Genomic DNA, 26,556 nt, shown 5'->3' on the forward strand with positions numbered 1-26,556 from the left:
CGGCTGTAGAGCGTCTTGTGCGGACCATAGGCGGCAGGCGCATCCCGCCAGCGCAACCCATTGCGATTGATGAAGATAATCCCACTCAGAGCCCGCCTGTCATCAACCCGTGGCTTGCCGTGCGACTTCGGGAAGAAAGGGGTGAGCTTGGCCATCTGCTCGTCAGTCAGCCAGTAGAGGTCGCTCATGTCACCGCTCCATTTTCTGAGCCGTGAATCACGCCGTGCGACCAAAATCAATGCATCCTGATCCTAGGCTCCGACAGCCTCGGCCCAGGGCATGAAGGTTTCGACCGCGCCCTGTCGTATCCCGTCGCGGTCGGACACGCCCGAGGGGCAGGCGAAGGGATAAGGCAGCATCGAGCGCTGCACCACGCAGGTCGGGGCGATCTGCGCCAGTTCGGTCAGGATGGGCTGTGGCAGGGCCATGTCCGCGATCACGTCGCGGGCGTTTGACACGTCGATCCGCGGGGTCTGGAACGCCTGATGCAGCGACAGCCCGCGATCGACCATCAGCGAGGCCAGCTGCGTGACCGCCGAGACGATCTTGCGCCCCCCCGCCGCGCCCAATGCGACACGACCGCCATCCGGCATCTCGCCGATGACGGGGCAGACATTCATCAGGCAGCGCTTGCCCGGCCCCAGGGAATTCGGACGCCCCTGCACCGGATCGAACCACATGATGCCATTATTCAACAGGAACCCGGTCGAGGGCGAAACGATGCGCGACCCGAACAGCGACAACAGCGTCTGGGTATGGGACACCATGTTGCCCGCCTGATCCACCACGGCGAAATGCGTGGTCGATCCGGGGGCCTTCGACACCTCGCCATCCGCACCCATCCGGGTCAGGCGGTGATCATAGGCCGACAGCAGCGCCCGCGCATGGGCCGGGGCCAGCCCTACCAAATCGGGCGACAGCCGCGACAATTCCTCCAGCGCCCGCGCGAATGTCGGGCCTGCGGTCAGACCCGGCACCGCATGAAACCGCGCATCGCGATAGGGCACCCGAAGCGGGTCATGAAACCGCGCGCGATTGGCGGCCAGATCCTCGACCGTCAGATAGCCGCCCTTGTCCTGCACGTCGCGAGCCAGGGCCGCGCCCAGATCGCCGCCATGCATGGCCTCGGGCCCGTCCCGCGCAATGACGTCCAGACTGTCGGCCATGCGTGCAAAAGGCAGGCTTGCCGCCGATTGCGCAGCCCATGACATGGCGGGGGGGAATGTCCCATCCTCCAGAAACAGCGCCGCGGCATCGGGATCGGCCGCAAGATCGCGCGCCGCGCAGCCGATGATCAGCGAACTGTACCAATCGACCGGCATCCCGGCCCGCGCGTGATCGACGGCCGGTGACAACAGCGCCTGCCACGGCATCCGGCCCCAGCGTTCATGCGCCAGTCCCAGACCATCGACCATTGCCGGAACGGCGACCGCCCGCGCGCCGATGACATTCCGATCCTCGACCACCCGATCCCAGGGGAACAGATCGCCTGCCTTGCCCGCGCCGATCAGACCGAAATCATCAAGGCGCAATCCGGCCGGGGCCTTCATCCCGAAATCGAGCGCATGATATTCGCCGGTCTCGGCGCGGAAATGGACAGCCGCGCCGCCGCCCGCAGGCCCGGACATCCAGGGCTCCAGCACGGACAGCACAAAGCCGCATGCGACGGCCGCATCGACGGCATCGCCGCCCGCCCGCAACACCTCGGCCCCGGCCTCGGCGGCCAGCCTGTGCTGCGCGGCCACGACGCCAAAGGGGGTTTCGACCACGTGACGCAGGACCTGCATGGTCGGTGACAGCGCTTGCGACATGGCAGACCCCCTATGCGCCAAGGCGACAATACAGCGCGGCGGCCAGCCGGGCGCGTTCGACAAGGCTGTCGACCTGGATATGTTCGGTCAGCGTATGCAGGCCGGCACCCTGAACACCGATGGAATCCAGCGTCGGAATCCCCAGCGCCCCGGTGAAGTTGCCATCCGAACCGCCCCCTGCCGAAGCGCCCGTCATCTGAAACCCGATCTCTTCCGAGATGTCCTGCGCCAGTGCCAGCATCGCCATGGTTCCCGGCTGATCGGGCTCCCAGACAGGGCGGGTCACGCCGCGCCTGACCTCCATGATGACATCGCCGCTGTCATCGTTCAGATCCATCATCCGCGCCACGCCCTGATCCAGCAGATCCTGGGTCTTGGCCATTGTCAGAACCTCGGCATCGCAAAAGGATGACACGCAGTTCACCCATTGCCCGGCATGAAACACCCCCAGCGAGAAGGTGCAGTCCTCGGTGGTCATCCCCTCGATCTGGCCGACCGCGCGGGCCATTCTGGCGATGGCCGAACGGCCTTCGGCCAGTTGCCAGCCGGCATGGCTGGGCCGGCCACGGGTTTGCAGGTTGAACCGTGCGATCGCATAGCGCCCGATGACCGCGCCGCCATCGGGTCGGGCGGGTTCGGGAACCAGAACGAATTTGTGCCGCCTGGCCTCGGTTTCGATCAGTTCGCGGGTCGAGGGGGTGCCGATTTCCTCGTCGGGGGTGAACAGGACGGTGACCGGCAGGGGCGTCTGGATTCCTGCCGCCAGCAATTTGCGCAGCGCATCCAGAAACACGTAATTGCCGCCCTTCATGTCCTGCAGGCCGGGGCCGTAAAGCTTGTCGCCTTCGCGGCGATAGGGAAGCTTTGACAGGGTGCCGATCGGATGCACCGTGTCCATATGACCCAGCAACAGGATGCCCCCCTCGCCCATGCGCGGATGCGGCATGGTCGCGCGAACGCTGTCGCCCAACCCCATGCGACCGGGGATCCGTTCCGTGATCGCCCCCAGGGCGGCCAGTTCATGCTGTACCACATCCATCATGCGATTGACGGCGGCTGCGTCGAATGTGGGGCTTTCGGTTTCGATCCAGGGGCGCAATCCCGCGATCATCTCGTCGCTGTCGAAAGGCAGGTCCAGCGGGTTGGTCAGGCTTTGCATCTTGGTCATGGCAATACTCTTCTGTTTCCCGGCGACGGGATGTCGGCCGGGACCTTGGTTTCGGAATGGGCAGGCCCGGGGATCGCCGGGCCCTCAGGTTCGGGGATCAGGCGACCGGCAGCCGGCGTTCGATCATCCGCGCATAGACCGATGCCCCCACGGGCAGGATCGCATCATCCAGCACGAAGCCGGGATTGTGCAGGGGAACCATGCCCGCATGACCCACCCGACAATAGGCGCCCGGCACGATTTGCAGCATGTCGGCGAAATCCTCGGATCCGGTCATCTGATCGCTGGTCAGGGTCGCGCCCGCGCCGACGATTTCCCCGGCGGCCTCGATATAGGCCTGTGACAGGTCGGGATCGTTCAGCAGCACGTCAAAGACATTGCGCAGCTTGACCTCGATCTCGATCCCGTGGGCCTGCGCCATCCCCGCGCACAGGGCCTTCATCCGGCCCTCGGCCATCTCGATCACATCCTGATGGAAATAGCGGATGGTGCCGGTGATCGTCGCGCTGTCGGGAACGACATTATAGGCAGAGCCCGCGTTGAACGTGGTGACCGACACCACCAGGGGCTTGGTCGGCGGGCAGTTGCGGCTGGCGATGCCCTGCAATTGCTGGACCAGCGCGGTGCCGATATGGATCGGGTCCTGCGATTGGTGCGGCATGGCCGCGTGGCTGCCCGTGCCCTTGACGGTGATGTCGAAAAAGCTGGCCCCCGCCATGGCCGGCCCCGGCGTCACCGTGACCACGCCCGGCTTGCCATTGGGGTCGTTATGCATGCCGTAGATCTCATCGCAGGGGAACCGCTCGAACAGGCCATCCGCGATCATGCGCCGCGCCCCGCCCAGACCTTCCTCGGCGGGCTGAAAGATCAGAACGACCGTGCCGTCGAAGCCGCGCGTCTCGGCCAGATAGCGCGCAGCCCCCAGCAGCATCGTCGTATGCCCGTCATGGCCACAGGCATGCATCCGGCCCGGATTGGTCGAGGCATAGGCCACGCCCGAGGTTTCGGTGATCGGCAGCGCGTCCATATCGGCACGCAGGCCGACACGGCGGTTGCCGCCGCCCTGCCCGCGGATCAGGCCGACGACGCCAGTGCCGCCGATACCCTCATGCACCTCGTCGACGCCGTAATCGCGCAGCAGCCCGGCCACGATGCCCGCGGTCCGGGTTTCCTCGAATCCCAGTTCGGGATGCGCGTGGAAATCCTGACGGATCCGGGTCAGGTCCGAGGCAAAGGCCTCGATGCGGGGAAGTACGCTCATACGGTGGCTCCTTGAATGGCGGAAGGCGCGGAAACCGCGCGGAAATTGGCAAAGTCCCAGTCGCGGCCGGGGGCGGCCTCGATCAGGCTTTTCGTATAGCTGTGCTGCGGATCGGCCAGCACGGCACCGGCGGGGCCATGTTCGACGACCTGCCCCTTTTGCATCACCAGCACATCGTCGCAAATCTGGGCCGCGACACGCAGATCATGGGTGATGAACAGCATCGCGATGCCAAAGCGTTTCTGAACATCGTCCAGCAGGTCCAGAACCTGCGCCTGCACGCTGACATCCAGCGCGCTGACCGCTTCGTCCGCGACCAGAAGATCGGGCTTCATGGCCACCGCGCGGGCAATGGCGATGCGCTGGCGCTGCCCGCCGGAAAACTGATGCGGATAACGCCACAATGCGTCGCGCGGCAGATCGACCAGTTCCAGCAATTCGGCCGCATGTTCCAGCGCCTGTGCCTTGGGCTGGCCGAAATTGATCGGCCCCTCGCACAGCGATCGCGCCACGGTCCAGCGCGGGTTCAGCGACCGGTAAGGGTCCTGGAACACGATCTGGAAATGCTTGCGATGCGGTTGCAACTGCCGCCGCGACAGGCGCGCGATGTCGCTGCCCGCGACACAGACCCGACCGCCCGTCGGGTCGATCAGGCGCATGATACAGCGTGCGACGGTCGATTTTCCCGATCCGCTTTCGCCGACGATGCCAAGCGTGCGCCCCGGCGCGATATCGAAGGTGACATCGCGGGCGGCGCGCACGCCCTCGGATCGGCTGAACCAACCGGTGCCGCCATAGGTCATCTGCAGATTGTCCACATCCAGCACCGCATCCGCGCCATTCACCGGGCGCGCGGGGCGCGGGGTCAGATTCGGCACCGCCTGCAACAGCTTGCGGGTGTAATCCATCTGCGGATCGGTCAGCAATTCGCGGATCGGCGCGGTCTCGACGATGCGGCCCTTCTGCATGACGCTGACCGTATCGGCGATTTCGGCCACCACGCCCATGTCATGGGTGATGAACAGGACGGCGGTGCCGTGCCGCTGCTGCATCTCGGCGATCAGTTTCAGGATCTGAAGCTGCGTCGTGACATCCAGCGCGGTGGTCGGTTCATCCGCGATCAGCAGATCGGGTTCCAGAACCAGCGCCATCGCGATCATGATGCGCTGGCGCTGACCGCCCGACAACTGATGCGGAAAGGCCTGATAGATGCGCGGCACATCGGGCAGATGCACCTGTTCCATGATGTCCAGCGTGCGGGCCTTGGCCTCGGCTGCCGACAGATCGGTGTGCATGTTCAGCACTTCCTCGATCTGGGCGCCGACGCGCAGCACCGGGTTCAGCGCGGTCATCGGTTCCTGAAAGATCATCGCGACCCGTTTCGCCCGCAGATCGCGCATCCGCGAGGGCGAGGCCGCGGTGATTTCGACCTCTTTCAACTGGATCCGGCCGCCAGTCACCTCCAGCGCGTCCTTGGGAAGCAGGCCCATGGTCGCCAGCGAGGTGACGGATTTGCCCGAACCGCTTTCGCCGACAAGGCAATGCGTTTCGCCGGCGCGGATCTGCAGGTCGATGCGATCCAGAACCGGCGCGGCATCGGGCTGACCGGCCAGCCCGACTTGCAATCCGGTGATGCTGAAGACCTGTTCGGCGCGGCTTAGATCCTTGGTGCTGAATTTCATTGCTCAGCCCTCCCGTTTCTTCATGCGCGGGTCCAGCAGGTCGCGGGCCGTATCCCCAAGCAGGTTGATGCACAGAATGCACAGCGACAGCAGAATGCCCGGCCAGAAGATCAGGCCCGGTTTCAGCTGAAAATAGGTGCGGCCCTCGGCCATGATGTTGCCCCAGGTGGGGATCTCGGTCGACACGCCCGCGCCAAGGAAGGACAGGATCGCCTCGATCAGGATGGCCGAGGCGCAGATATAGGTGCCCTGCACGATCAGCGGCGCCAGCGTGTTGGGCAACAGATGCTGGATCAGGATCTTGGGCATCGAGGATCCCAGCGCGATCGCGGCCTCGACATAGGGTTCCTCGCGGGCGGTCAGCACCACCGACCGGACCAGTCGCACGACGCGCGGCACCTCGGGGATGGTGATGGCGATGATCACCGATCCCAGCGACGGCCCGTTCAGCGCGACCAGCGCGATCGCCAGAAGGATCGCAGGGATCGCCATCAGGCTGTCCATGATCCGCATGATGATCCCGTCGGCGGTGCGGAAAAACCCCGCGACAAGGCCGATCGCCAGCCCGATGGCCACGCTGACCACCGCCGCGCCGACCCCGATCAGCAGCGACACCCGGCCGCCGGTCATCACCCGGCTGAAGATGTCCCGCCCGAACGGATCGGTGCCCAGCCAGAATTCCCCGGACGGGGGTTTCAGGCGCGACATGGCATCCATCGACAGCGGATCATGGGGCACATAAAGCGGCGCACAGACCGAGGCCATGACGATGATCGCCAGGACAAGGGCGGCGATGGCCGGGCCCGCGCCAAGTCGCGCGCCCTTGGGCAGGGCAAAGATGCCGGTCAGCACGTGAAAGGCGCTTGGGCGAGAGGTGGGTATATCGGCCATGTCAGTACCGGATCCTGGGGTCGAAGAGAGAATAGGAAAGATCCACCAGCAGGTTGACCATGACATAGATGCCCGCGGTCAGCAGGATCATCGCCTGGATCACCGGGTAATCCCGCGCCAGGATCGCATCGACGGTCAGCCGCCCGATGCCGGGAATGTTGAACACGCTTTCGGTCACCACCACGCCTGAAATCAGCAGCGCGAACCCGGTGCCGATGATGGTCAGGATCGGGACCGCCGCATTGCGCAGCGCGTGGCGGAACAGGACGACATTCTCGCGCACGCCCTTGGCGCGGGCGGTGCGGATGTAATCCTCGCCCAGAACCTCCAGCATCGAGGCGCGGGTCATACGGGCGATCAGCGCGACATAGATCGTCGCCAGTGTCAGCGAGGGCAGCACCGCCCGGCTGAAAAAGGCGCCCAGCCCGTCGGCGGGGGATTTGTAGCCCTGAACCGGCACCCAGCGCAGCTCGATCGCAAAGATCTGGATCAGGATATAGCCGATCACGAATACCGGCACCGAAAAGCCCAGCACCGAAAAGGACATGACCGCGAAATCGATCCATGACCGGTGCCGCCACGCCGCGATCACCCCCATCGGCACCGCCAGAAGCACCGAAATGATGATCGTCATGACGGCGATGTTCACCGTCGGTCCCAGCCGGTCCGACACCATGTCCAGCACATCCGTGTTCGAAATCAGCGAGGTGCCGAAATCGCCCTGCAACATCTGTCCAAACCATGTCAGGAACTGCACATGCAGCGGATCGTTCAGACCCAGGCTGTCGCGGATCCGTTCCAGTTGGGCGGGCGTGGCCGCGTCACCGGCCAGAATGGCGGCGGGATCGCCGGGCGTCAGCCGCAGCAGAAGAAAGACGAAGACGGACACGATCAGCAGGACCGGGATGGTCGCCAGAAGCCGCCTGAGGATGTAGCCGAACATAAGATGTTCCTGTGTCGGGATGGGGACAGGATATGCGGGGGCCATGGGGGCGCGCGAACGCGCCCCCGACCACGAAACGCGGTGGTTCCGTCAGGCGCCGATCACTCGGCCTTGGTCATGGCCCAGAAAACCGGCACCGGCGAGGGGATCATGTTCTCGATCACGGTGCGGCGGGCCTGCGGGATCAGGTATTCGCCCATCATCAGATAGTTCACATTGTCCATGACATGTTCCTGGATCTGAACCGCGATGGCCTTCTGCGTCTCGGCGTCGGTGGCCGCGACATAGGCCGACCGCATCTCTTCGATCTGGGGATCGTCGGGCCAGCCGAACCAGCCATCGTCGCCGCGGCCATTGACCATCACATTGATCAGCGGGTCCGAGATTTCGGGCACCATCCAGTTGGTGAAGAACATGTTCCAGCCACCCTCGCCGATGGGCGCCTGCTGGGCGCGGCGCTGAACCACGGATTGCCAGTCCATCGACTGCATGTCGACCTCGAACCCGCCTTCGCGCAGCGCCTGTGCCGCCACGACCGGCTGGTTCGACAGCGAGATCACGTCGGTCGGGGCCATCAGCACGATGGGCGTGCCGTCATAGCCCGCCTCGGCCAGCAGCGCCTTTGACGCCTCGGGATTGGGCGCGACCAGCGTTTCCGAGGCGGCCTGATCGCCAAGCGGCGTTGCACAGCCGAAGATCGCGCCGCAGACCTTGTAGTATTCCGGGTCGCCCTGCATCGTGGCCAGCATCTGTTCCTGACCCAGCGCGGCGGCGGCGGCCTGACGCACCAGTTTGTTGTCGAACGGAGGATGCAGGAAATTCGGGCGGCCGATCGTCACGTAACCCAGCGGATCGCGCATCTCGACGGTCACATCGGGGGCCGCATCCAGAATCGGCATCAGGTCGATCTGGACCTGTTCCAGATAGTCGATTTCCCCCGCAGCCAGCGCGTTCATCGCGGTCAGGTTGTCGGGCATGGTGGTCCAGACGACGCGGTCGACATTCACGACCTTGCCGCCGGCCATCCATGACGGCTCACCCTCGCGCGGGACGTAGTCGTCGAACTTCTCGTAGGTGACCGAGACGCCGGGTTCGTATTCCTCTTCGTTGAAGACAAACGGACCCGAGCCGACATATTCGGTGATCGTTTCATCGGCCGAGGTTTCGGCAACCCGCGCGGGCATGATGAAGGGCGGCACCGCCGATTGTTTCGAAATCACGTCCATCAGCGGTGCAAAGGGCTGGGACAGGGTCCAGACAAGGGTCTTGTCGTCGGTGGCCTCAAGGCTGGCGGTCACGTCGAAGATCAGCTGACCGCCACTGTCCTTCTGGCCCCAACGCTTCAGCGATGCGACCGCATCCGCCGCCGTCACCGGCGCGCCGTCATGGAACATCAGCCCGTCGCGCAGCGTGAAGGTATAGGTCAGCTGATCGTCAGAGACCTGCCAATCGGCCATCTGCGGCTGCGGCGTGAAATCCTCGTCCACGGCGGTCAACACGTCATAGATCATATAGCCGTGGTTGCGGGTGATATGGGCGGTGGTGATCACGGGGTCCAGCACCCGCAGACCGGAATGCATCACCGCGGTGATGGTCGTTTCCTCTTGCGCCTGTGCCGGGGTCAGCAGGGCGGAACTGGCCAGCAGCGTGGCGGCCAAGGTTCTGGTGACGGGCAACCCGGTCCTGATCGCTTTCATGTCGAAATCTCTCCTGTTGGTTCGTCTTGTTGGATCGTTGGTCGTCATTGGTCCGCACGCTGCGTTCAGGCGGGACTTTCCTGCGTCTTGCGCGCAGGTATCGGGGTAAAGACGGGCCCGTTCGGCGACAGCCGAAGCCCCGGCCGCAGACGGATGAAGGGCAGATCGGCGGGATCAAGCGGCATCGGACCGGGCGCCTTTGCAATAAGGATATGCGCGGCAATGGGCGCGAAATCGGCCCGGAAATGGGTCGAGCTTTTGACGACCAGCACGCGCATCCGTTCGGGGACGATGCCGACGAAACGAAACATCTCGCGGTCGGCCATCTGGGCAATTGCGCTGGTGACGACCACATCGACCCCGCCGACGCGCAGGCAGGCCGAGGGGCCAAGATCCATCTCGGTGCCGCCGTAATAAGGGCCGGTCGCGGCGAAGCGGCCATCCGACAGGGCGACGACCTGGGCGCGGGTCGAAACCGGCAGATCGCCGGGAACGCCCGGATGGCCGCCGATCTCGAAATCACCGACCGCCCCCTGCCCCAGCGAATGCGCCCGCGCGGCACTGACAGGATCGACGATCAATCCGATGGCCGCGCCCCGGACATCGGCGGCGATCAGCGCCCGCAGCATTCCGGTCGTCGCCGAGACGCCCCCGGCACCGGGATTGTCCTGCGTGTCGGCAATCACCACCGGGCCTGCGGCGGCCCCGGACAGGCGCGTCGCCTCGGCGATGGCGTCAATGGGCTGATAGGCGCGTCCCTCGAACCCCGCCTCGGCCAGATCATAGGCCCGCGCGATCTGATCGGCGGCGCGGTCGGCCCCGTCCTGCGTGTCCGCATAGGTGACGGCGACGGGACCGCAATCGGGAATATCCGCGGCGGGAAAGCCCATGAACAGCGACACGGCCTTCACCCCGCCCTGTTCAATGTCGGGCAAACGCGCGTAAAGGTCGCGCGCCGGGGCCATGTCGGTCGATTGAAACGGGATCGGCACCAGATAATCCATCCGGCGAAAACCGCAGGCCGGACGCATCCCCGTCACCATGATCTGGTGCAGCAATTCGGCGGCGCGTGCCCCTGTTTCGGCCATATCGACATGCGGATAGGTGCGAAATCCGACCAGCGCCTGAACCCCGCGGGCAAACCCTTCAGAGATGTTGCCATGCAGATCCAGCGCCGCGACGATCGGCACATCCGGCCCCACGACGCTGCGCACCGCGTCCAGAACCGCCTTTTCCCCATCATCATGGCTGTCGGTGACCATTGCACCGTGCAGATCCAGAAACACGCCATCGACCGCCCCCGCCGCGCGAAGATCGCTGATGATCCGGCCCAGCACATGATCAAAGGCCGCATCCGTCACAGGGGCCGACGGGATGGCCCCCGCCCAGGTCAGCGGCACGACATCCCAATCCCGCAGCCGCACCACGCGCAATGCGCCCGAAATGCCCAGGTTGACGTTCTGCCCACGGCGCAGGATCTCGGCCCCGTGGCTGAGCGGGATATAGCCGCCGCCACGCTGAAACGCGGCCAGATCCGCCGGGACGGGTGCGAAGGTGTTTGTCTCATGCAGGAAACCTGCAACCGCGACGCGCATGACATCCCCTGTTCTGATCGCAACAGCGTGTTGAGTTCATCGGGTGTATCGACAGCCGATACATCTGTATTGCTTATCGAGCGTAGATGATTAGAATTCGAATCGTCAACAGGAAGGTTTTTTCATGCCAAGCATTTTGCGTGCCCAGCCCACGACAGTGACCGATTTTGATGCACAGGGCTCGGATGCGCTGTTTGTGCGTGCAGCCGCCAGAGCAATGCAGGTGCTAAGCGCCTTTCACCAGGCCGCAGGCCCCCTTAGCCTCAGCGAAATCGCGGCCAATGCCGGGCTGGACCGATCCGCCAGCCAGCGCATCGTGCACACGCTGGTCACATTGGGCTATCTGCGGCGTTCGGCGGATAATCGCGGCTATCTTCCCGGCCTTCGAATTTTCGACAACACGCTGGACCTGCTGCGTCTGGACCCGCTGGTGCAGAAGGCGACACCGGTGCTGCTGGAACTGCGCAAGACCGTTCGCGAACGCGTGGACCTTAGCCTGTTCGACGAAACCCGCGTGATCTATGCCCTGCGCCTGCAAAGCAAACGCGAGACATTCTATGCGACGCTGGTCGGTCACAGCGTCCCCAGCTTTTGCACGGCAGGTGGTCGGGCGGCGCTGTCGGCACTGCCGGATGACAAGGTGCGCGAGATCATCACACGCACCCCGCGCGAAAATTTCACCAGCAAGACCGTCACCGATATCGACCAGCTGATGCAGATCATCGCGCAGGTCCGCAGTGACGGCTTCTGCCTGCTATGGGACGAATTCGTCCCCGGCGAGGTGGTGATCGGCGTCGCGGTCGGGCCGCATGGCCAACCGCCCCTGGGCGCGATCCATGTCGCGGGATCGCTGTCGGAATGGACCCCGGAACGGTTCCGCGACACCGTCGCCCCGCTGACGATGGAGGCCGCGCGCGCAATCAATGACAGCCTGTAGCCCGCGCAGGTGGCCCCGACGCTAGATCACGGGCTTTTTCGCCAGACCGACACCAAGGATCGGCCCGGTCGGCAGGTCGGTGGGCGAACCGCCCGCGGGTTCCGACGTGATTTCGTACAACTGGCTTGGCCCCGGCGCGGGCAGCCCCCGGATCGTCAGCGTGCGCGACGCGCCCCCCGCCAGCAGGCCAAGCGAAACCGGCGGCCCATCGGCATCGGGCTTGGTCCAGACCTGCATCACCCGGTCGGCAGGCAGATCGGGCCGTTCCAGCAAGGTGACCTGTGTCCTGTTGTCTTCGCCGCTTTCGATAAGGGCCACGGCCTGACCCTCGCTGTCCAACAGCACCGCCACGACCAGGGGTTCAGCCACGGACAGCAGGCTCCAGCCAAGGGCAACAGCCATCACCAGGCAGGCGGCCACCGCGCCAAGCGCCGCCCGGCGCCACTGGCCAAGGCGGGCGCGAACCTGCGCCAGATCAATCACTTCGGCGGCGGGCGCGTCAGCCTTATCCAGACGCGCCGCGATCCGGTCCCAAAGCCCCTCGGGCAGCGGCAATGGCGTGGCGGTGTCGTCCAGCGGGGCAAATCGCTGTCGCGCCTGTTCCAGACGGCTGGCAACATCGGCATCCTGCGCGGCCAAGGCCTGCAACCGCCTGCGATCCTCGTCCGAGGCCAGACCAAGCACGACCTCGTCGATCAGCATGTCAAGAGAACGGTCTGTCATGACAGGCACTCCCTCAGCTTCAGCAATCCACGCCGCACGCGGGCCTTGACGGTGCCCAAAGGCGTATCCAGCCGTCCCGCGATTTCACCGTGACTGTGACCCAGCACATAGGCCGACAGGATCGCCAGCCGCGTGGGCGCGTCCAGTCGTTCAAGGCACTGGCGCAATCCGGTCGATCTTTCCAGCCCGTCAAATGCCTGATCGACCAGGTCGGCACCTGAAACGGTCTCAAGCTCGGACATCTCGGTGGCGATTTCGCGATCCTCGCGGCGCAGCATGGTCAGACAGCGGTTGCGCAGGATCGTGTAAAGCCAACCCTTGGCACTGCCCCTGCCCGGATCGAACTGCGCCGCGCGCCGCCAGATCAGCACAAAGGCATCCTGCACCGCATCTTCGGCCAGATCGCGACGACGCAGCATCCGCGCCGCAACGCCCAACATGCGACCGCCTTCGGCCCGCATCAGTGATTTCAACGCAGCCCGGTCGCCCGAGGCGCAGGCCCTGATCAGCGCGGCGTGATCGATCTCGATCGCGATACCTCCCCCTTCAAGGGGTGTCGTGGCGGCCCCTTCAGGATCAATGGCTAATGACCGGGCGCAGGGCTGTCAAATCCAACGGCCTCGCAGATGGCTGGCGCGGCATGACCGCCGCGCCAGCCGGGCGCATCGGCCTGTTTACATATCCGCGGTCAGGAAGGTGATGTCGCGCAGGACGGCATCGCCCGCCCCCTGGATATCCCAGCTTTCGCCGATCGACCCGTCTTCCAGGGACACGGTGTGCAACTGCCCCGCCGCGACCAGCCAGGCGGTGTTCGTGCCCTCGGCATCGGTGGCGATATCAAAGGCATAGCTGTCGGACCCCTCGATCCCCAGCTTGCCCACGGCGGCCAGCGTCCCGTCATTGGGCGAGGTCTGCTGGATCAGCGCCACGATGGTGCTGTCGATGTCATACATCGCCGTCGCCTCGGGCTTGCCATAGCTGTTGATATAGGCCGCCGCGACGATCGCCGGGGCCTCGCCCGCATGCATGTCGGCCTCTTCGAAGGCCAGCGAGCCGTCAACCGTCACCGCACCGCTTTCAATATCGACGCGGTGATTGGTGGTGCCGGACATGAAGCGCAGCTTGTCGGCCATCGGGTTGAAATCGACGATCACCGGCGCGTCGCCGTCAATCGGCAATTCGGTATCCATGGTCGAAATGACGGTCGCGGCACCGGTCTTGGGGTCGATCTCGACAATGTCGAACCCGTCGGTGACGCCGATCAACTGCCCGTTCGAGGGGCGCAGGTCGATGCCCAGAAGCCGGTCGACGCCCGTGACCTCCATGCTGTCACCGACGGTCGCGTTGCTGGCGTCGATCATGTGCAGCATCTTGTCGCCGCTAAGTGCCACGGCTTTCAGCCCGCCATGATGATCGGCATGGGCAACGGTTGCGGTCACGGCCATCAGGCCAAGCGCGGCGGTGGTGGTCATCTTCAGCATGGTCTTCTCCTCACTGGTGACAGGCGGCGGTCGATCCGCAGCCCCGATATCCCCCTGACTCGGCCAGGACGTCCTTTGGATGCATCCAATCCAGATTTTTTTTCGCGGACGGGTCGCGCGGGGGAAAGTGCGGGGGTGGGGTCAGCCATCAGGAAAGCCGCCACCCCGGCAAGGCCTTGCCGGAATTCGCCGGACCCGGCGCCCCCCTGTTGACCCTCCCGGGTGCGCCATGCCATCCGCGCGGCCCTTGTGACCCCAGCCCGGCATGTGACCGGCCCCAACCGACGGAAGGACCCATGGCCTTTACCCTGCGTCGCAACCGCGACCAAGATCTTGCGCCCCTGGCGGCGATGCTGCCGACCGCAGAGATCCCCTTGATCAACCCCAACGCGAAAACCCCCTTCGATGAAACGGAATGGCATCGAAAATGGCTTGGAGATCGCGATGATGTCTCGTTCTACCTTCAGGATGACGAAGGCCGGGATGTCGGCTTCTTTGCGCTGCGTGTCGGCGTCGGGCCCGAGGTGCGGCATCTGACCTATGTCTATCTGATCGAAGAGGCGCGCGGCGGCGCCGCCGCAGAACTGACCGAAATGGTCGAGCAGGCCGCCCGTGATCTTGGCGCGCTGACGCTGACCCTGAAGGTCGAACTGGACAACAGGCCCGCCGTGAACGCCTATCTGTCAGCCGGGTATGAGGAACTTTCGCGCCGTCAGGGCATGGCGACCATGCGGCTGGATCTGGATCAAGCGCTGGCTGCCTGAGCGGTGCCGTGACGTCGTGACCGCACGCCCGCCGGAAACAGGCGTGCGGGCCCCCGCCCTTAGACGGTTTCCGCCAATGCCGGCCCGTCGCAAAGTTCGGCAAGGATCGCCGCCTCGTCGATATCGACAAGGAAGGGCGCGTTCCGCGCAAGCGCCCCGGTCACCGCCGCGGCAAGATCGCTGCAGGTGGCGGCACGGCAGGCCGGAATGCCGTAGGATCCGGCAAGCAAAACGAAATCCGGGCTGGCAAGGTGAACCCCTTCGGGCGTGACGCCCGCCGCGACCATCGCATCATGGATCTCGCCATAGCGGGCGTTGTTCCAGACAAGCAAAATGACCGGCGCGGCACTGTCGATCAGGGACGCCATCTCGCCAAGCGCATAGTGCAGCCCGCCATCGCCGACCAGACAGAAGACCGGTCCATCGCGGCCAAGCGCGGCCCCGATAGCCGCCGGAAGGGCGTAACCCAACGTGCCGAACCCGGTCGCGGAATTGAACCAGGTTCCGGGCCGTGCCGCCGCATGGCCCAAGTTGCCCGCATAGACCGGGTGGGTCGAATCGCCCACGATCGGCACATCCGGCCCGGCATCGCGCAGCATGGCCAGCACCGCCAGCCCCGCCTGCATACGCGCATCCAGCCCGGCAAATGCGGCCCGGCGCGTCGTCGCTGCGCGCTGTGCGCCATTCCTTGCATGGCCCTGCGTCAGGCGGCCAAGAAGATCTGCGGCAATCACCGCCGCGTCGCCCGGCAATGGCAGGTCGGGAATGGCATTCGTCACCATCTGCACCGGGTCGATCTCGACCCGGATCAGGGGGCTGGGGAGATCGGGCATGCCGGTTTCATACATGTCGTAATCGGTCGGGCCGATCTCGGTGCCGATTGCCAGCACCGCGTCGCTGTCCGCGATCAAGGCCCTGACTGAATCCAGAGACGGGCTGAACGGCACCGCAAGCGGATGATCCGGCGGCAGGATGCCGCGGGCATTCGTGGTCATCACCACCGGGGCGTCCAACCGCTCGGCCAGGCGTTGCAGGTCGGCGGCCGCATAGCGTGCGCCGCCACCGGCCAGGATCACGGGACGACCGGCATCGGCCAATGCCCTGACCGCCGCGCGCGTTGCGGCCGGAGCTGCGGTCCCAAGGGCAGGCACGAAGGGGGCGCGCGGCTGGTCGGGCGGCGGCAGTTCGTCCCACAGGTCCAGCGGAATTTCGATATGGACGGGACGCGGCCGCGCCCCGCCGAAAACAGCAAAGGCCCGCGCCAGAACCTTGGGCAGATCGGCCAGACTGTGCAGCGTGTGGCTGAAGGCCGCCACGTTCCGCATGACGGCGCGTTGATCGGCCAGCTCGTGCAACTGGCCCTGCCCCAGCCCCATGTGGCGGCGACGGTTCACCGACGAAATGACCAGCATCGGCACCGATTCCGCATAGGCCTGACCCATGGCCGTGGCGATATTCGTCACGCCCGGACCGGTGATGACAAAGCAGACGCCCGGCTTTCCGGTCTGGCGGGCATAGCCATCGGCCATGAACCCCGCGCCCTGTTCGTGGCGCGGCGTGACATGGGTCAGCCCGCTTTCCACCAGCCCGTCATAAAGCGGAATCGTGTGAACGCCGGGGATGCCGAACACGGTGCTGACACCATAGGATTTCAAAAGCGCGTGGATCCAGGGGCCCGCACGGCCCGGCACCGGTGCGGTCATGACGTGGCCTCGGCGACAGCGACCCGCGACCGGCAGAAGGCCGTGATCCGGCGGGCGGCCTCGGCCAGCACCTCCTGCGACAGGGTGAATGACAGGCGGACATGACCCGCCGCGCTGGGACCGAAGGCCGTGGCGTCCAGCACCGAGACGCCGGTTTCGCGCAGCAAAGACCATGCGAATTCGCGGGCAGTCAGGCCCGTGCCACGGATATCAAGCATCAGGAACATGCCGGCCTCGGGCGTCAGCGCCGAAACACCCGGCGCCTGCGCCAGCGCCGCCAGCAGGCAGTCGCGCCGCGCGGCATAGGTCGCGCGGGCTTCGGCCACGATGGCATCGGATTGTTGCAGCGCGACGACCGCCGCCTGCTGCACGAAGCCGGGCAGACCGTATAACATGCACAACGACAGGTTCGCGGCATGGTCGATCGCAGCCTTGGGCCCGACGATCCAGCCGCAGCGCCACCCGGTCATCGCATGGCTTTTCGAAAGGCTTGAAACCGTGATCGTCCGGTCGGCCATACCCGGCAGCGCAGCGATGGGGACATGTGGCACAGCATAGGTCAGTTCTGCATAGACCTCGTCACTGACGACCCACAGATCATGCGCGCGGGCCAGTTCGGCAATGGCCTCGGCCTCGGCGCGACTGGTCACGACACCGGTCGGATTGTTGGGCGAGGTCAGCAGCATCGCGCGGGTGCGCGGGGTGATACGGGCGGCAATGGCGGCGATGTCGGGACGAAAACTGCCATCGGCGCGGGGCGGCACGGCCACCGGGATCGCGCCCGCCGCGCGCACGGTCGCCTCGTAGGTGACATAGCAGGGATCGGGGATCAGGACCTCGTCGCCGGGACGCAGGACCAGCATCGATGCAAAGAACAGCCCGTTCTGTGCCCCGGCAGTGACGCAGATGTTCTCGGCTGCGACGGGCCTGCCGAACCGCGCCTGACAATGCGCGGCAATCGCCCGGCGCAGCGCGTCCGTGCCCTGAGCGTCGGTGTAATGGGTATCGCCCTGACGAAGCGCCGCGATGGCGGCATCGGTCACGACCTGCGGCGTGTCCAGATCGGGGTCGCCCACGCTGAGGACGATGATGTCCTCGCCACGCGCCCTGGCTGCCAGCGCCTCGGCATGGATGGCCCAGGCCTCGGCCCCCTCACCGGCGATCCGCTCCACCAATGGAGAATAATCCATAGCACCCCTCCAAGGTTTGTCCTGTCTCAGCCCTATCTCTTGTTGAACGATTGTTCAACACCGGGGCGACGGTTTTCGTGACAAGACCCGCACCGCATGTGTAGAAGGGTTGTAATGAAAACTGACTCCACGCCCTGCGGCACCGGCCCGAAATATTCCCGCAAAACCGCGGATGAACGGCGCGAAGCACTGCTTCAGGCCGCGCTGCGCTGCATCGTCAGGCTGGGTGTCGAAAAATCCTCGATCCGCGCCATCGCTGATGAGGCGGGTGTGTCCGTCGGCCTGATCAACCACCACTACGGCAGCAAAGAGGCGCTGGTGGCAGCCGCCTATCGGCATGTCGCCGACGATCTTCTGTCACAGATCGAAAGCCGCGTGGCTGCCTGCGACGGCGGCCCTCGCGAACGGCTGTCGGCTTTTATCGATGCCTCTTTCTCGCCGGTGGTGCTGAATGAAACGCTGTTTCGCGCCTGGCTGGCCTTCTGGACCCTGCAGGCACAATCCCCCGAGGTGTCGGCCGTACACAAGGAACGCTACGGCGCATATCGGCAGGTGCTGGAAAAGCTGTTCGCGCAGATCAAGGGCGATGCCGAGGCCGGCGCCATGTCGCCACGCATGGCGGCCATCGGGCTGTCGGGATTGCTGGACGGGCTGTGGCTGGAATGGTGCCTGGAGCCAGAAACCTTCACCCCCGCCGAGGGTATCGCCTTGGCCGAACGCTGGGTCGAGACAGCGATAGACGACCCCGGCAGCTTGTGAAGGCTTTTGCCAAGCAAGCTTCTTGAACACTTGTTCAACAGTTGCTACGCTCTGCGGCATGCAACATCTTCTGACAGGCCAAGACCCCGCGTTTCACGCCCGGCTGGACCCCGAAAACCGCATGCCCGCCGTGTCGGTCGCGGGCCTTGAAAAGAATTTCGGACGGCTGAAAGTCCTGAAAGGGGTCGACTTCTCGGCCACGCCCGGCAGCGTTTCATCGATCATCGGGGCTAGCGGCTCGGGCAAAAGCACGTTGCTGCGCTGCATGAACCTGCTGGAAAGGCCGGATCGTGGCCTGTTGCGGATTGCGGGCGAAGAGATCTCGTTCGACCCGACGGCGCGCGGCGGACGCCCACGGCTGATCGAAAGTCAGGTCGCGCGCCTGCGTCGCAAGGTCGCGATGGTGTTTCAGCAATTCGCGCTATGGCCGCATCTGACCGTCCTTGGCAATGTGATCGAGGCGCCGATCCATGTGCATGGCGTGCCGCGCCACGAGGCCCGCGACCGCGCCATGGCCTATCTGGAACGCGTCGGCATGGCCGAAAAGCACGGCGAATACCCCAATTTCCTGTCCGGCGGGCAGCAGCAACGCGTCGGCATTGCACGCGCACTGGCATCCGAACCGCAGGTTCTGCTGTTCGATGAACCGACCTCGGCGCTGGACCCCGAACTGGTGGGCGAGGTGCTGAATGTCATTCGCGATCTGGCCGAAGAAGGCCGCACGATGATCCTTGTCACCCATGAAATGAGCTTTGCCCGCGAGGTCTCGTCTCAGGTGGCGTTCCTGCACAAGGGCCAGGTCGAGGAAATCGGCAGCCCCAAAGACGTCTTCGAGGCCCCCGGCAGCGACCGCTGTCGGCAGTTTCTGTCCTCGGTGATGTGAAGATCAACCGATAGAACAAGACCCCAACAGGAGACATCTCATGAAATATCTGCTGGCCCTTCTTCTGATGACCGGCACCGCGCAGGCCGAACCGCTGCGCATGGCGTTTTCCGCCGAACCCTATCCGCCCTTCACCTATAAATCCTCGTCAGGCGACTGGACCGGCTTCGAGGTCGAGCTTGGGCAGAAGATCTGCACCGCGATGGGCAGCGACTGCGAATTGTCCCCCACCGGCTGGAGCGGGATCATCCCCTCGCTGACAAGCGGCAAGGTCGATTTCATCCTGGGCTCCATGTCGATCACCGAGGACCGCGACAAGGTCATCGACTTCTCGGCGCCCTATTACGATTCCGCAGCCGTCTATATTGGACGCGACGACATGGATTTCGCTGATGAAGGCGATCTGGACGGCAAGATTCTTGCGGTTCAGGCCTCAACCACCCACGCGACCTATGCCCGCCAGCAGCTTGGCGACAGCGGCGCGACGGTCCGCATCTATGACCAGCACGAACAGATGAACCGCGATCTTCAGGCGGGGCGGGTCGATGTGATCCTGGCCGATGAAATCGCATCGCTGTCCTTTCTTGAACGCGACGACGCGCAAGGGTTCAAGGCGCTGGCCGAGGCCCCGAAGAACCCGATCTTCGGTCAGGGGATCGGGGTCGGGCTGCGCGACGGCGACGCAAAGCTTCAGGCCTCGATGAACGACGCCATCGCCAGCGTGATCGCCGACGGCACCTGCGCCCAGCTGTCGCAGAAATATTTCGGCATCGATATCTGCGCCGACTGACATTGACCCGTGCCGGGGCCGCCGGCCCGTACCGCCAGCGGCCCCCACGCAGCACTGAACGACAGGATGGATATGGAACCCTTTGAACGCGAGGGTCTGGCCGACTGGATCGGGCCGCTTCTTGATGGCGCGTTCGTCACGCTTCAGATCGCGCTGGCGGCCTATGCGCTGGGGCTGATGCTGGGCCTTGCGGGCGCGGCGGCAAAGCTTGGCGGATCTGCGACCCTGCGCGGGATCGCCGCCGCGTATACTTCGCTGGTGCGTGCGATCCCGGAATTGCTGCTGATCATCCTGCTTTACTATGCGGGCACGCAGGGTCTGAACGCCGCGTTGCAGGCCATGCGGGCACGCAGGGTCTGAACGCCGCGTTGCAGGCCGCTGGCTATGACGGTCGGGTGGAGATCAGCGGATTCGTCGCCGCGGTCACCGTGCTGGCCTTTGTTCAGGGCGCCTATATGACCGAGGTGCTGCGCGGCGCCATCGTCGCCATCCCCAAATCCTTGACCGAGGCTGCCGACAGCTTTGGCATGTCGCGCGGGCTGCGCTTTCGCCGGATCATCGTGCCGCTGATGCTGCCCAATGCCTTGGCGGGCATGTCAAACCTGTGGCTGATCCTTCTGAAGGAAACCGCGCTGGTCAGCGTTGTCGGCTTCGAGGAACTGTTCTTCACCGCCCAGCAGGCCGCCGCCAGCACGCGGCTTTACGCCACCTTCTACCTGGCAGCCGGGGCGCTGTTCCTGGCCATGACGCTTGCGTCGAACGTGATCTTTCACTTTGCCGAACGCCGTCTGCGGCGCGGCCAAGCCAAGGGCTGAGACATGGATTTCTCCTTCATCCTTGATCCGGGCTATCTGGGTTATTTCCGCGAAGGCCTGATCAACACGCTGCTGCTGGTCTTCTGGTCCGGCCTGATCGGGATGGGGCTTGCGGTTCTTGTCGCGCTGGGGCTGGTGACCGGGCCGCGTCCGCTGCGCTGGCTGCTGTCGGGGTTTACGACCGTGATCCGCGGCACCCCACTGCTGGTTCAGCTGTTCTTTTTCTACGATGGGGTCGGACGCCTGCTGATCAGCGTGCCCGCCCTGCGCGACAGCATGTTTCGACCGCTTCTGGTCGATGCGTTCTTTTTCGGCGTCGTGACCTTCTCGATCTCGGTTGCCGCCTATTCGGGCGAAGTACTGCGCAGCGCGATGACCAGCGTGCCCAGATCCGAACTCGAGGCCGCGCAGGCCTTCGGGCATACGCGGGCGCAGATCCTCAGGCGTATCTGGCTGCCCCGAGCGGTGCAGATCTGCCTGCCCACGCTGACCGGCGAGATGATCCTGCTGCTGAAATCCGTGCCGCTGGTGTCGACCATCGCGGTGGTCGATCTGCTGCGTGCGGCCAATATCGTCAGGTCCGAAACCTTTCTGGTCTATGAACCGCTTTTGCTGGTCGCGGGGATCTTTGTCGCGATGACATTGGTGCTGACCACCGCGATGTGGATGCTTGAGCGCAGCTATCCCGGCGCAAGACCTGCTGCCGAACGCGCCCGCAAGGCGCCGGGCACCGCCTGACCTGTGGTCGTCCGCGGCGGAACCCGGCACGGCGATCGTCAGGCCGACTGCATGTTCAGCGCCTGTCCATCAAGCTCATCTGTCGTTGCGGCACGGGCCAGCACCCGCGCGACATCGGCGCGGCTTGCCTTGGCGGTCTTGTCCACATCATCGCCCAGGATCACCCCATTGCCGGGGTCGTCATCGGTCAGGGCGACCGGGCGCAGGATCGCGTAGGTCAGTCCCGACGCCTTCAAATGCTGATCCGCGTCATGTTTGGCCTTCAGGTAATGCGCCAGATCGCCGCCCGGCTCTGCCTGATCGGCCCCGACCGAGCTGAGCATGACGAACCGCCCTGCCCCCGCGTCCCGTGCCAGATCGACCAGACGCATCGCGCCCTGCCGGTCGACCTTTTCGGTCATGTCGGGTCCGGTCGATCCGCCCGAACCTGCGGCAAAGATCACCACATCGGCGCCGTGGCAGACGCCCGGTTGCAGGTTCGTCAGATCGGCACGGCGCAGTTCGGCCCCCTCGGGCAGGACGCCCGTGTCCGAGCCGTCGCGCACCAGCGCCGTCACGGCATGGCCCTGATCGATCAACAATCGGGTCAGGATGCGGCCGGTCTTGCCGGTGGCCCCGGCGATGAGAATATGTTTGGTCATGTCTTGTCCTTTCCTTTTCAGGCCGGTGGCGCCATGAGGCCGTGGGCCTGAACTGCGGCGATATATCCGGGCTGCGCTTGCAGCCTGTCCCAGTAGGCCGCGATCGCCGGATGATCGGTCAGCAGGTCGAACCGCGCCAGCAGGGCGACGATGTAGGACAGCTGGATATCGGCCAGCATGGCCCGACCGCCGAACAGCAGGGGACCATCGCTGATTTCCTGCGAAAGATAGTCCAGATGCCGGTTCAACGCGCTTTGCGCAGGTTCAGAGGCGGGCTTGCCCTGAAATGCCGGCAGGATCACCTGCAAGGCAACCTCGGCCAGGGACGCCTCGGCGTAATCCAGAAGCGCCTCGTGCTGCCAGAACGCTGGAGTGCCGACGGGGGGCGTGTGGTCGTGATCGCCGTATTTGGCGACCAGATAACGCAGGATCGTCGCGGATTCGGCGATGACATGGCCGTCATCCTCGATCACCGGCGATTTTCCCAGCGGATGTATCCGCCGCAGACATTCCGGCGCACGGAAATTCTGGTCGCGGTCGTAATCCACACGGTTGCAGGGCTGGTCAAGATCGGCCAGCAACCACAACACCCGCGCCGCGCGGGAATATTTCAGGGCATGCAGGGTGATCATGGCAGGAAGATCGCCTTGGCGTTGGTGAATTCCTTCATGCCAAAACCGCCATGTTCGCGGCCATAGCCCGAATCCTTCACACCGCCAAAGGGCATGTTCGGGTCGGCCGCGCCGAATGAATTGATCCGCACCATACCGGTATCGAAATGATCGCGGGCAAGCGTCAGCGCACGCTCTTTGTTCCGGGAAAAGATGCCGCCGCCAAGACCATAGCGGCTGTCATTGGCGATGCGCATCGCATCCTCGTCATCCTTCGCGCGGATCACCGCGGCAACCGGGCCAAAGATTTCATCGTCATAGGCGGGCATTCCCGGCGCAACGTCGCCCAGTACGGTTGCGGGATAATAGGCGCCGGTCCGGTCCGGGACCGTGCCGCCGCACAGGATTTTCGCCCCTTTCGCGACACTTTCCTCGACCTGATCCCTGACGGTCTCGAACTGGTCGGTGCTGGACAGCGGCCCAAGCTGTGTGGCCTTGTCCATCGGATCGCCCATGTCGATCGCCTGCATCTGCGCGACAAAGGCCGAAACGAAGGCGTCATAGACCTTGTCGGTCACCACAAAGCGTTTCGCCGAAACGCAGGTTTCGCCGTTGTTATACAGCCTGCCCATGACCGAGTATTTGACCGCCGTGTCGATATCGGCATCCTCCAGAACCAGATAGGCGTCGTTCGATCCCAGCTCCAGCACGGTCTTTTTCAACGCCTTGGCGGCGACGCTGCCGATATGGCGCCCGGCACCATCGCTGCCGGTCATGGTGACGCCCCGCACCAGCGGATGCTCGATCAGCGCGTCGCTGGTGTCATGGTCGATCAGCACCACCTGGAACAGGTCTTCGGGCAGGCCCGCCTCGATGCACAATTCGCGCAGCCGCAGACCCGACCCGGTGCAGATGCTGGCATGTTTCAGCACGCAGCCATTGCCCGCCATCAGGTTGGCCGCCAGCACGCGGACGGGCTGATACAGCGGAAAGTTCCACGGCTGGATCGAGTATATCACGCCGATGGGCTGGTAGGTGACGACACCCCGCGCCCCGTCTTTTCCATGCGTGCGCTCTTCATCCGCCAACATGTCCGGGCCATTCTTCGCGGTATATTCGAAGATCGCGGCACAGATTTCGACCTCGGCCTTGCCGTCGCGATACAGCTTGCCGGTTTCGCGCGTCATCAGTTGCGCCAGTTCATCCGAATTGCCGCGCAGCACATCCGCGATGCGCGTCAGATATGGCGCGCGTTCGGCATGGGACTTGCCGCGCCAGTCCAGAAATGCCGCATGGGCGGCCTTCAGCCGCTGAACGGCCTCGTCCTTGCTCATCAGCTTGTAGGTGTCGATCACCGCGCCGGTTGCGGGGTTGGTTGTCGTAATCGTCGACATGATGTCTCCTTCACGCATTTCATCGCCAACCCGATCACGGGACTTGGGTTCCTGCCCGATCACCGACACGTTATCGCGGGGCGCGGCCTTGTTCGCGGCGGTGGGTAGGCGTGCGGATCGGGCCGACCTACATGTCAGGGCAACATGACTGCGGATAAAGGAGAACCGGACATGGCCACCAAGGGCAAACAGCTGTTCACCACGCTGGAGGCTGACGGCACGCTGACCGTCGCACTTGAAGAAGTGTCCTTTCCCGATCCGACCGGAAATCAGGTTCTGGTGCGGATGGAGGCAGCGCCCATCAACCCGTCGGATCTGGCCATCCTTGTCGGCGGCGCGAATATCGAGAACGCGCAATTCAGCCCCGGCAAGTTCGTGGCGCAGATGCCCGCATCGGTGAATGCCGCTTCGCAGGCACGCCACGGGCTGAAGCTGCCCGCCGGGAACGAAGGTGCGGGCACCGTCATCGCCGCCGGCGACAGCGACGCGGCACAGGCGCTGATGGGACAGCGCGTGTCCTGCGTGCCGGGCAATGCCTACAGCCAATATTGCATCGCCGATGCCTCGATGTGCCTGCCATTGGGCGATCATTCCGCCGAAGAGGGCGCAAGCGCCTTCATCAACCCGATGACCGCGCTTGGCTTTGTCGAAAATGCCAGGGCCGATGGGCAGGATGCGATCCTGCACACCGTCGGGGCGTCGAACCTTGGGCAGATGCTGACCCGCATCTGCCTGGAGGATGGTCTTGGCCTTGTGAATATCGTGCGCAAGGACGATCAGGTCGATCTGCTGAAGGGGCTGGGGTCCACGCATGTGGTGAATTCTTCGGCGGATGACTTCATGGATCAGCTATGTGCCGCGATCCGCGAGACCGGCGCCTTCTATGGCTTCGATCCGGTCGGCGGGGGCAAGCTGGTCGATACGTCCTTCCGCGCGATGGAACGCGTCGCGAGCGAGCGGATGACCGAATATTCGCGCTATGGCTCGACCCAGATGAAGCGCATGTTCATCTATGGCCGCCTGGATACCAGCCCCACCATCCTGACCCCCAGCTATGGCTTTGGCTGGACCCTGTCGGGCTGGCTGATGTTCCCGTTCCTGCAATCGATCGGTCAGGACGCCATGAACCGGATGCGGCAGCGCGTTCGCGACAACCTGACGACGACTTTCGCCAGCAGCTACAAGACCCGCGTTTCGTTGGAAGAGATGCTGACCAAGGATGCGGTGATGGACTACCGCGCCATGCGCACGGGCGAGAAATATCTTGTGACGCCCTGGGCCTAAGCCACATCAAGGAACGGCGCCGCCCCCGGCGGCGTCGATGCACAACAGATCGGCCCCCCTGCCCGCGTGATGACGCGGCACGGGCAGGAAAAGCCCGCCTTCGCCGCCCGATCGCCCGTCAGCCGGACCGGTTGGCCGACATGCCCAGGGCGCGGATCTGCTGGGACATCTGTACGAACGAGCCGTCGACATGCTTGCGGATCACCGTGTCGGCCCGCGCTGAATCGTTGGCACGCAAGGCCTTTATCAGCTCGTCATGCTCTTCCTTGATCGCTTCGTAACGCGTCGGCGAAATGCGCAGCCGCGCCGCCTGAACGTTCAGCGTCGTGCGCAGGTTGCGCCAGATCTCGGCCGCGGTGTGGTTATAGTGGCCGCGGCAAAGAACCTCGTGGAACTGGAAATCCAGCTTGCGGAACGCGCCCTGTTCGTTATGCGGCAGCAGCTTGATGCGCGACTGAATATCCTCAAGCTCATCCAGCAGTTCCGCCGAGGCATAATCGGCGAACCAGTTGACGAAATAAGGTTCCAGCATCTGCAGGACTTCGAAGATGTTCTGGATCGACCCGGCGTCGGTGGGCCTGATGGTGGCGCCGCGATTGGGATGGATCTCGACAAAGCCTTCGCCCTGCATCCGGCGCAGCACCTCGCGGACGGGGCTGGTGCTGGTGCCGTAACGCTCGGCGATCTCAGAGACTTTCAGGCGCTGTCCCCCGGCAAGACGACCGTTGTAGATATCGTCGAGGATCGCATCATAAAGCGGGATTTCCGCAGGGTCCTGACCGTTCTTCACGCTTC

At 64.6% G+C, this 26,556-nt stretch carries 27 protein-coding genes; 9 read left to right on the forward strand and 18 right to left on the reverse strand.

The window, feature by feature from the left end; genetic code table 11:
- The 9 genes from BMX67_RS18080 to BMX67_RS18120 all read right to left on the reverse strand — a co-directional run.
- Positions 1–188, reverse strand: a 188-nt coding sequence (locus BMX67_RS18080) for a transposase (protein ID WP_139206495.1), incomplete at its 3' end; no start/stop codon positions are given.
- Between the two features lie 63 nt (positions 189–251).
- On the reverse strand, positions 252–1,811 hold the full coding sequence (locus tag BMX67_RS18085) for a gamma-glutamyltransferase (RefSeq protein WP_090737944.1): 1,560 nt from the start codon (positions 1,809–1,811) through the stop codon (positions 252–254).
- A 10-nt stretch (positions 1,812–1,821) separates the two neighbouring features.
- Positions 1,822–2,961: a M20/M25/M40 family metallo-hydrolase gene (locus BMX67_RS18090; RefSeq protein ID WP_090738020.1), complete on the reverse strand. Its 1,140-nt coding sequence runs from the start codon at positions 2,959–2,961 to the stop codon at positions 1,822–1,824.
- A gap of 115 nt (positions 2,962–3,076) precedes the next feature.
- The gene (locus BMX67_RS18095) at positions 3,077–4,240 is read right to left on the reverse strand and encodes a M20 aminoacylase family protein (RefSeq protein WP_090737946.1); all 1,164 of its coding nucleotides are present in this window, start codon (positions 4,238–4,240) and stop codon (positions 3,077–3,079) included.
- On the reverse strand, positions 4,237–5,922 hold the full coding sequence (locus BMX67_RS18100) for an ABC transporter ATP-binding protein (RefSeq protein WP_090737948.1): 1,686 nt from the start codon (positions 5,920–5,922) through the stop codon (positions 4,237–4,239). The genes BMX67_RS18095 and BMX67_RS18100 overlap by 4 nt, the downstream gene beginning before the upstream one ends.
- A gap of 3 nt (positions 5,923–5,925) precedes the next feature.
- Positions 5,926–6,813, reverse strand: a complete 888-nt coding sequence (locus BMX67_RS18105; RefSeq protein ID WP_090737950.1) for an ABC transporter permease — start codon at positions 6,811–6,813, stop codon at positions 5,926–5,928.
- Between the two features lies 1 nt (position 6,814).
- Positions 6,815–7,756, reverse strand: coding sequence for an ABC transporter permease (locus BMX67_RS18110; protein ID WP_090737953.1), 942 nt, complete (start codon positions 7,754–7,756; stop codon positions 6,815–6,817).
- A 101-nt stretch (positions 7,757–7,857) separates the two neighbouring features.
- The gene (locus tag BMX67_RS18115) at positions 7,858–9,453 is read right to left on the reverse strand and encodes an ABC transporter substrate-binding protein (RefSeq protein ID WP_090737955.1); all 1,596 of its coding nucleotides are present in this window, start codon (positions 9,451–9,453) and stop codon (positions 7,858–7,860) included.
- A 65-nt stretch (positions 9,454–9,518) separates the two neighbouring features.
- Positions 9,519–11,048, reverse strand: a complete 1,530-nt coding sequence (locus BMX67_RS18120) for a M81 family metallopeptidase (protein ID WP_090737957.1) — start codon at positions 11,046–11,048, stop codon at positions 9,519–9,521.
- Between the two features lie 124 nt (positions 11,049–11,172).
- Between BMX67_RS18120 and BMX67_RS18125 the strand changes: the two genes are divergently transcribed.
- Positions 11,173–11,985 carry an IclR family transcriptional regulator gene (locus BMX67_RS18125; protein ID WP_090737958.1) on the forward strand — a complete coding sequence of 271 codons (813 nt, stop codon included), beginning with the start codon at positions 11,173–11,175 and terminating at the stop codon, positions 11,983–11,985.
- A 21-nt stretch (positions 11,986–12,006) separates the two neighbouring features.
- Here the strand turns inward: BMX67_RS18125 and BMX67_RS18130 are convergent, their stop codons facing one another.
- The 3 genes from BMX67_RS18130 to BMX67_RS18140 all read right to left on the reverse strand — a co-directional run bounded on the left by BMX67_RS18130 (position 12,007) and on the right by BMX67_RS18140 (position 14,189).
- Entirely contained in the window at positions 12,007–12,708 is a 702-nt protein-coding gene (locus BMX67_RS18130) for an anti-sigma factor (RefSeq protein ID WP_090737960.1), read from the reverse strand.
- Positions 12,705–13,169, reverse strand: a complete 465-nt coding sequence (locus BMX67_RS18135; RefSeq protein ID WP_090737962.1) for a sigma-70 family RNA polymerase sigma factor — start codon at positions 13,167–13,169, stop codon at positions 12,705–12,707. The genes BMX67_RS18130 and BMX67_RS18135 overlap by 4 nt, the downstream gene beginning before the upstream one ends.
- 213 nt (positions 13,170–13,382) lie before the next feature.
- Entirely contained in the window at positions 13,383–14,189 is an 807-nt protein-coding gene (locus BMX67_RS18140) for a DUF4394 domain-containing protein (protein ID WP_090737965.1), read from the reverse strand.
- 296 nt (positions 14,190–14,485) lie between these two features.
- Here BMX67_RS18140 and BMX67_RS18145 point away from each other — a divergent pair, with 296 nt between their 5' ends.
- A complete protein-coding gene (locus BMX67_RS18145; RefSeq protein ID WP_090737967.1) occupies positions 14,486–14,953 on the forward strand; it encodes a GNAT family N-acetyltransferase in 468 nt (155 codons plus the stop codon).
- Between the two features lie 59 nt (positions 14,954–15,012).
- Here the strand turns inward: BMX67_RS18145 and BMX67_RS18150 are convergent, their stop codons facing one another.
- Entirely contained in the window at positions 15,013–16,656 is a 1,644-nt protein-coding gene (locus BMX67_RS18150) for a 5-guanidino-2-oxopentanoate decarboxylase (RefSeq protein ID WP_090737969.1), read from the reverse strand.
- Complete coding sequence (locus tag BMX67_RS18155) at positions 16,653–17,846, reverse strand: pyridoxal phosphate-dependent aminotransferase (RefSeq protein WP_090737971.1); 1,194 nt, start codon at positions 17,844–17,846, stop codon at positions 16,653–16,655. The genes BMX67_RS18150 and BMX67_RS18155 overlap by 4 nt, the downstream gene beginning before the upstream one ends.
- A gap of 114 nt (positions 17,847–17,960) precedes the next feature.
- Here BMX67_RS18155 and betI point away from each other — a divergent pair, with 114 nt between their 5' ends.
- From betI to BMX67_RS18180, 6 genes are all read left to right on the forward strand, one after another.
- The gene (betI, locus tag BMX67_RS18160) at positions 17,961–18,605 is read left to right on the forward strand and encodes a transcriptional regulator BetI (RefSeq protein WP_175479973.1); all 645 of its coding nucleotides are present in this window, start codon (positions 17,961–17,963) and stop codon (positions 18,603–18,605) included.
- 58 nt (positions 18,606–18,663) lie between these two features.
- Positions 18,664–19,488 (forward strand): ABC transporter ATP-binding protein, encoded by an 825-nt coding sequence (locus BMX67_RS18165; protein ID WP_425438989.1) that lies wholly within the window; start codon positions 18,664–18,666, stop codon positions 19,486–19,488.
- A gap of 40 nt (positions 19,489–19,528) precedes the next feature.
- Positions 19,529–20,278 carry a transporter substrate-binding domain-containing protein gene (locus tag BMX67_RS18170; RefSeq protein WP_090737975.1) on the forward strand — a complete coding sequence of 250 codons (750 nt, stop codon included), beginning with the start codon at positions 19,529–19,531 and terminating at the stop codon, positions 20,276–20,278.
- Between the two features lie 66 nt (positions 20,279–20,344).
- The gene (locus BMX67_RS19940) at positions 20,345–20,638 is read left to right on the forward strand and encodes an ABC transporter permease subunit (protein ID WP_245739519.1); all 294 of its coding nucleotides are present in this window, start codon (positions 20,345–20,347) and stop codon (positions 20,636–20,638) included.
- Positions 20,639–20,646: 8 nt separating this feature from the next.
- The gene (locus tag BMX67_RS19945) at positions 20,647–21,093 is read left to right on the forward strand and encodes an ABC transporter permease subunit (protein WP_245739520.1); all 447 of its coding nucleotides are present in this window, start codon (positions 20,647–20,649) and stop codon (positions 21,091–21,093) included.
- A 3-nt stretch (positions 21,094–21,096) separates the two neighbouring features.
- Positions 21,097–21,831 carry an ABC transporter permease gene (locus tag BMX67_RS18180; RefSeq protein ID WP_090737977.1) on the forward strand — a complete coding sequence of 245 codons (735 nt, stop codon included), beginning with the start codon at positions 21,097–21,099 and terminating at the stop codon, positions 21,829–21,831.
- 38 nt (positions 21,832–21,869) lie between these two features.
- Here BMX67_RS18180 and BMX67_RS18185 read toward each other — a convergent pair whose 3' ends face one another.
- The 3 genes from BMX67_RS18185 to BMX67_RS18195 are packed head-to-tail and all read right to left on the reverse strand — an operon-like array spanning position 21,870 to position 24,477.
- Entirely contained in the window at positions 21,870–22,472 is a 603-nt protein-coding gene (locus BMX67_RS18185) for an SDR family oxidoreductase (RefSeq protein ID WP_090737979.1), read from the reverse strand.
- Positions 22,473–22,489: 17 nt separating this feature from the next.
- Complete coding sequence (locus tag BMX67_RS18190; RefSeq protein WP_090737981.1) at positions 22,490–23,104, reverse strand: glutathione S-transferase family protein; 615 nt, start codon at positions 23,102–23,104, stop codon at positions 22,490–22,492.
- The gene (locus BMX67_RS18195) at positions 23,101–24,477 is read right to left on the reverse strand and encodes an NAD-dependent succinate-semialdehyde dehydrogenase (RefSeq protein ID WP_090737983.1); all 1,377 of its coding nucleotides are present in this window, start codon (positions 24,475–24,477) and stop codon (positions 23,101–23,103) included. The genes BMX67_RS18190 and BMX67_RS18195 overlap by 4 nt, the downstream gene beginning before the upstream one ends.
- Positions 24,478–24,648: 171 nt before the next feature.
- Between BMX67_RS18195 and BMX67_RS18200 the strand changes: the two genes are divergently transcribed.
- Positions 24,649–25,761 (forward strand): zinc-binding dehydrogenase, encoded by a 1,113-nt coding sequence (locus BMX67_RS18200; protein WP_090737985.1) that lies wholly within the window; start codon positions 24,649–24,651, stop codon positions 25,759–25,761.
- Between the two features lie 118 nt (positions 25,762–25,879).
- On the opposite strand, the gene BMX67_RS18205 is transcribed toward BMX67_RS18200, so the two are convergent.
- A complete protein-coding gene (locus BMX67_RS18205) occupies positions 25,880–26,551 on the reverse strand; it encodes a GntR family transcriptional regulator (protein WP_090737987.1) in 672 nt (223 codons plus the stop codon).
- Positions 26,552–26,556 lie beyond the last annotated feature (5 nt).

Origin of the sequence: Paracoccus homiensis (assembly GCF_900111675.1) — a bacterium.
GTDB lineage: Bacteria > Pseudomonadota > Alphaproteobacteria > Rhodobacterales > Rhodobacteraceae > Paracoccus > Paracoccus homiensis.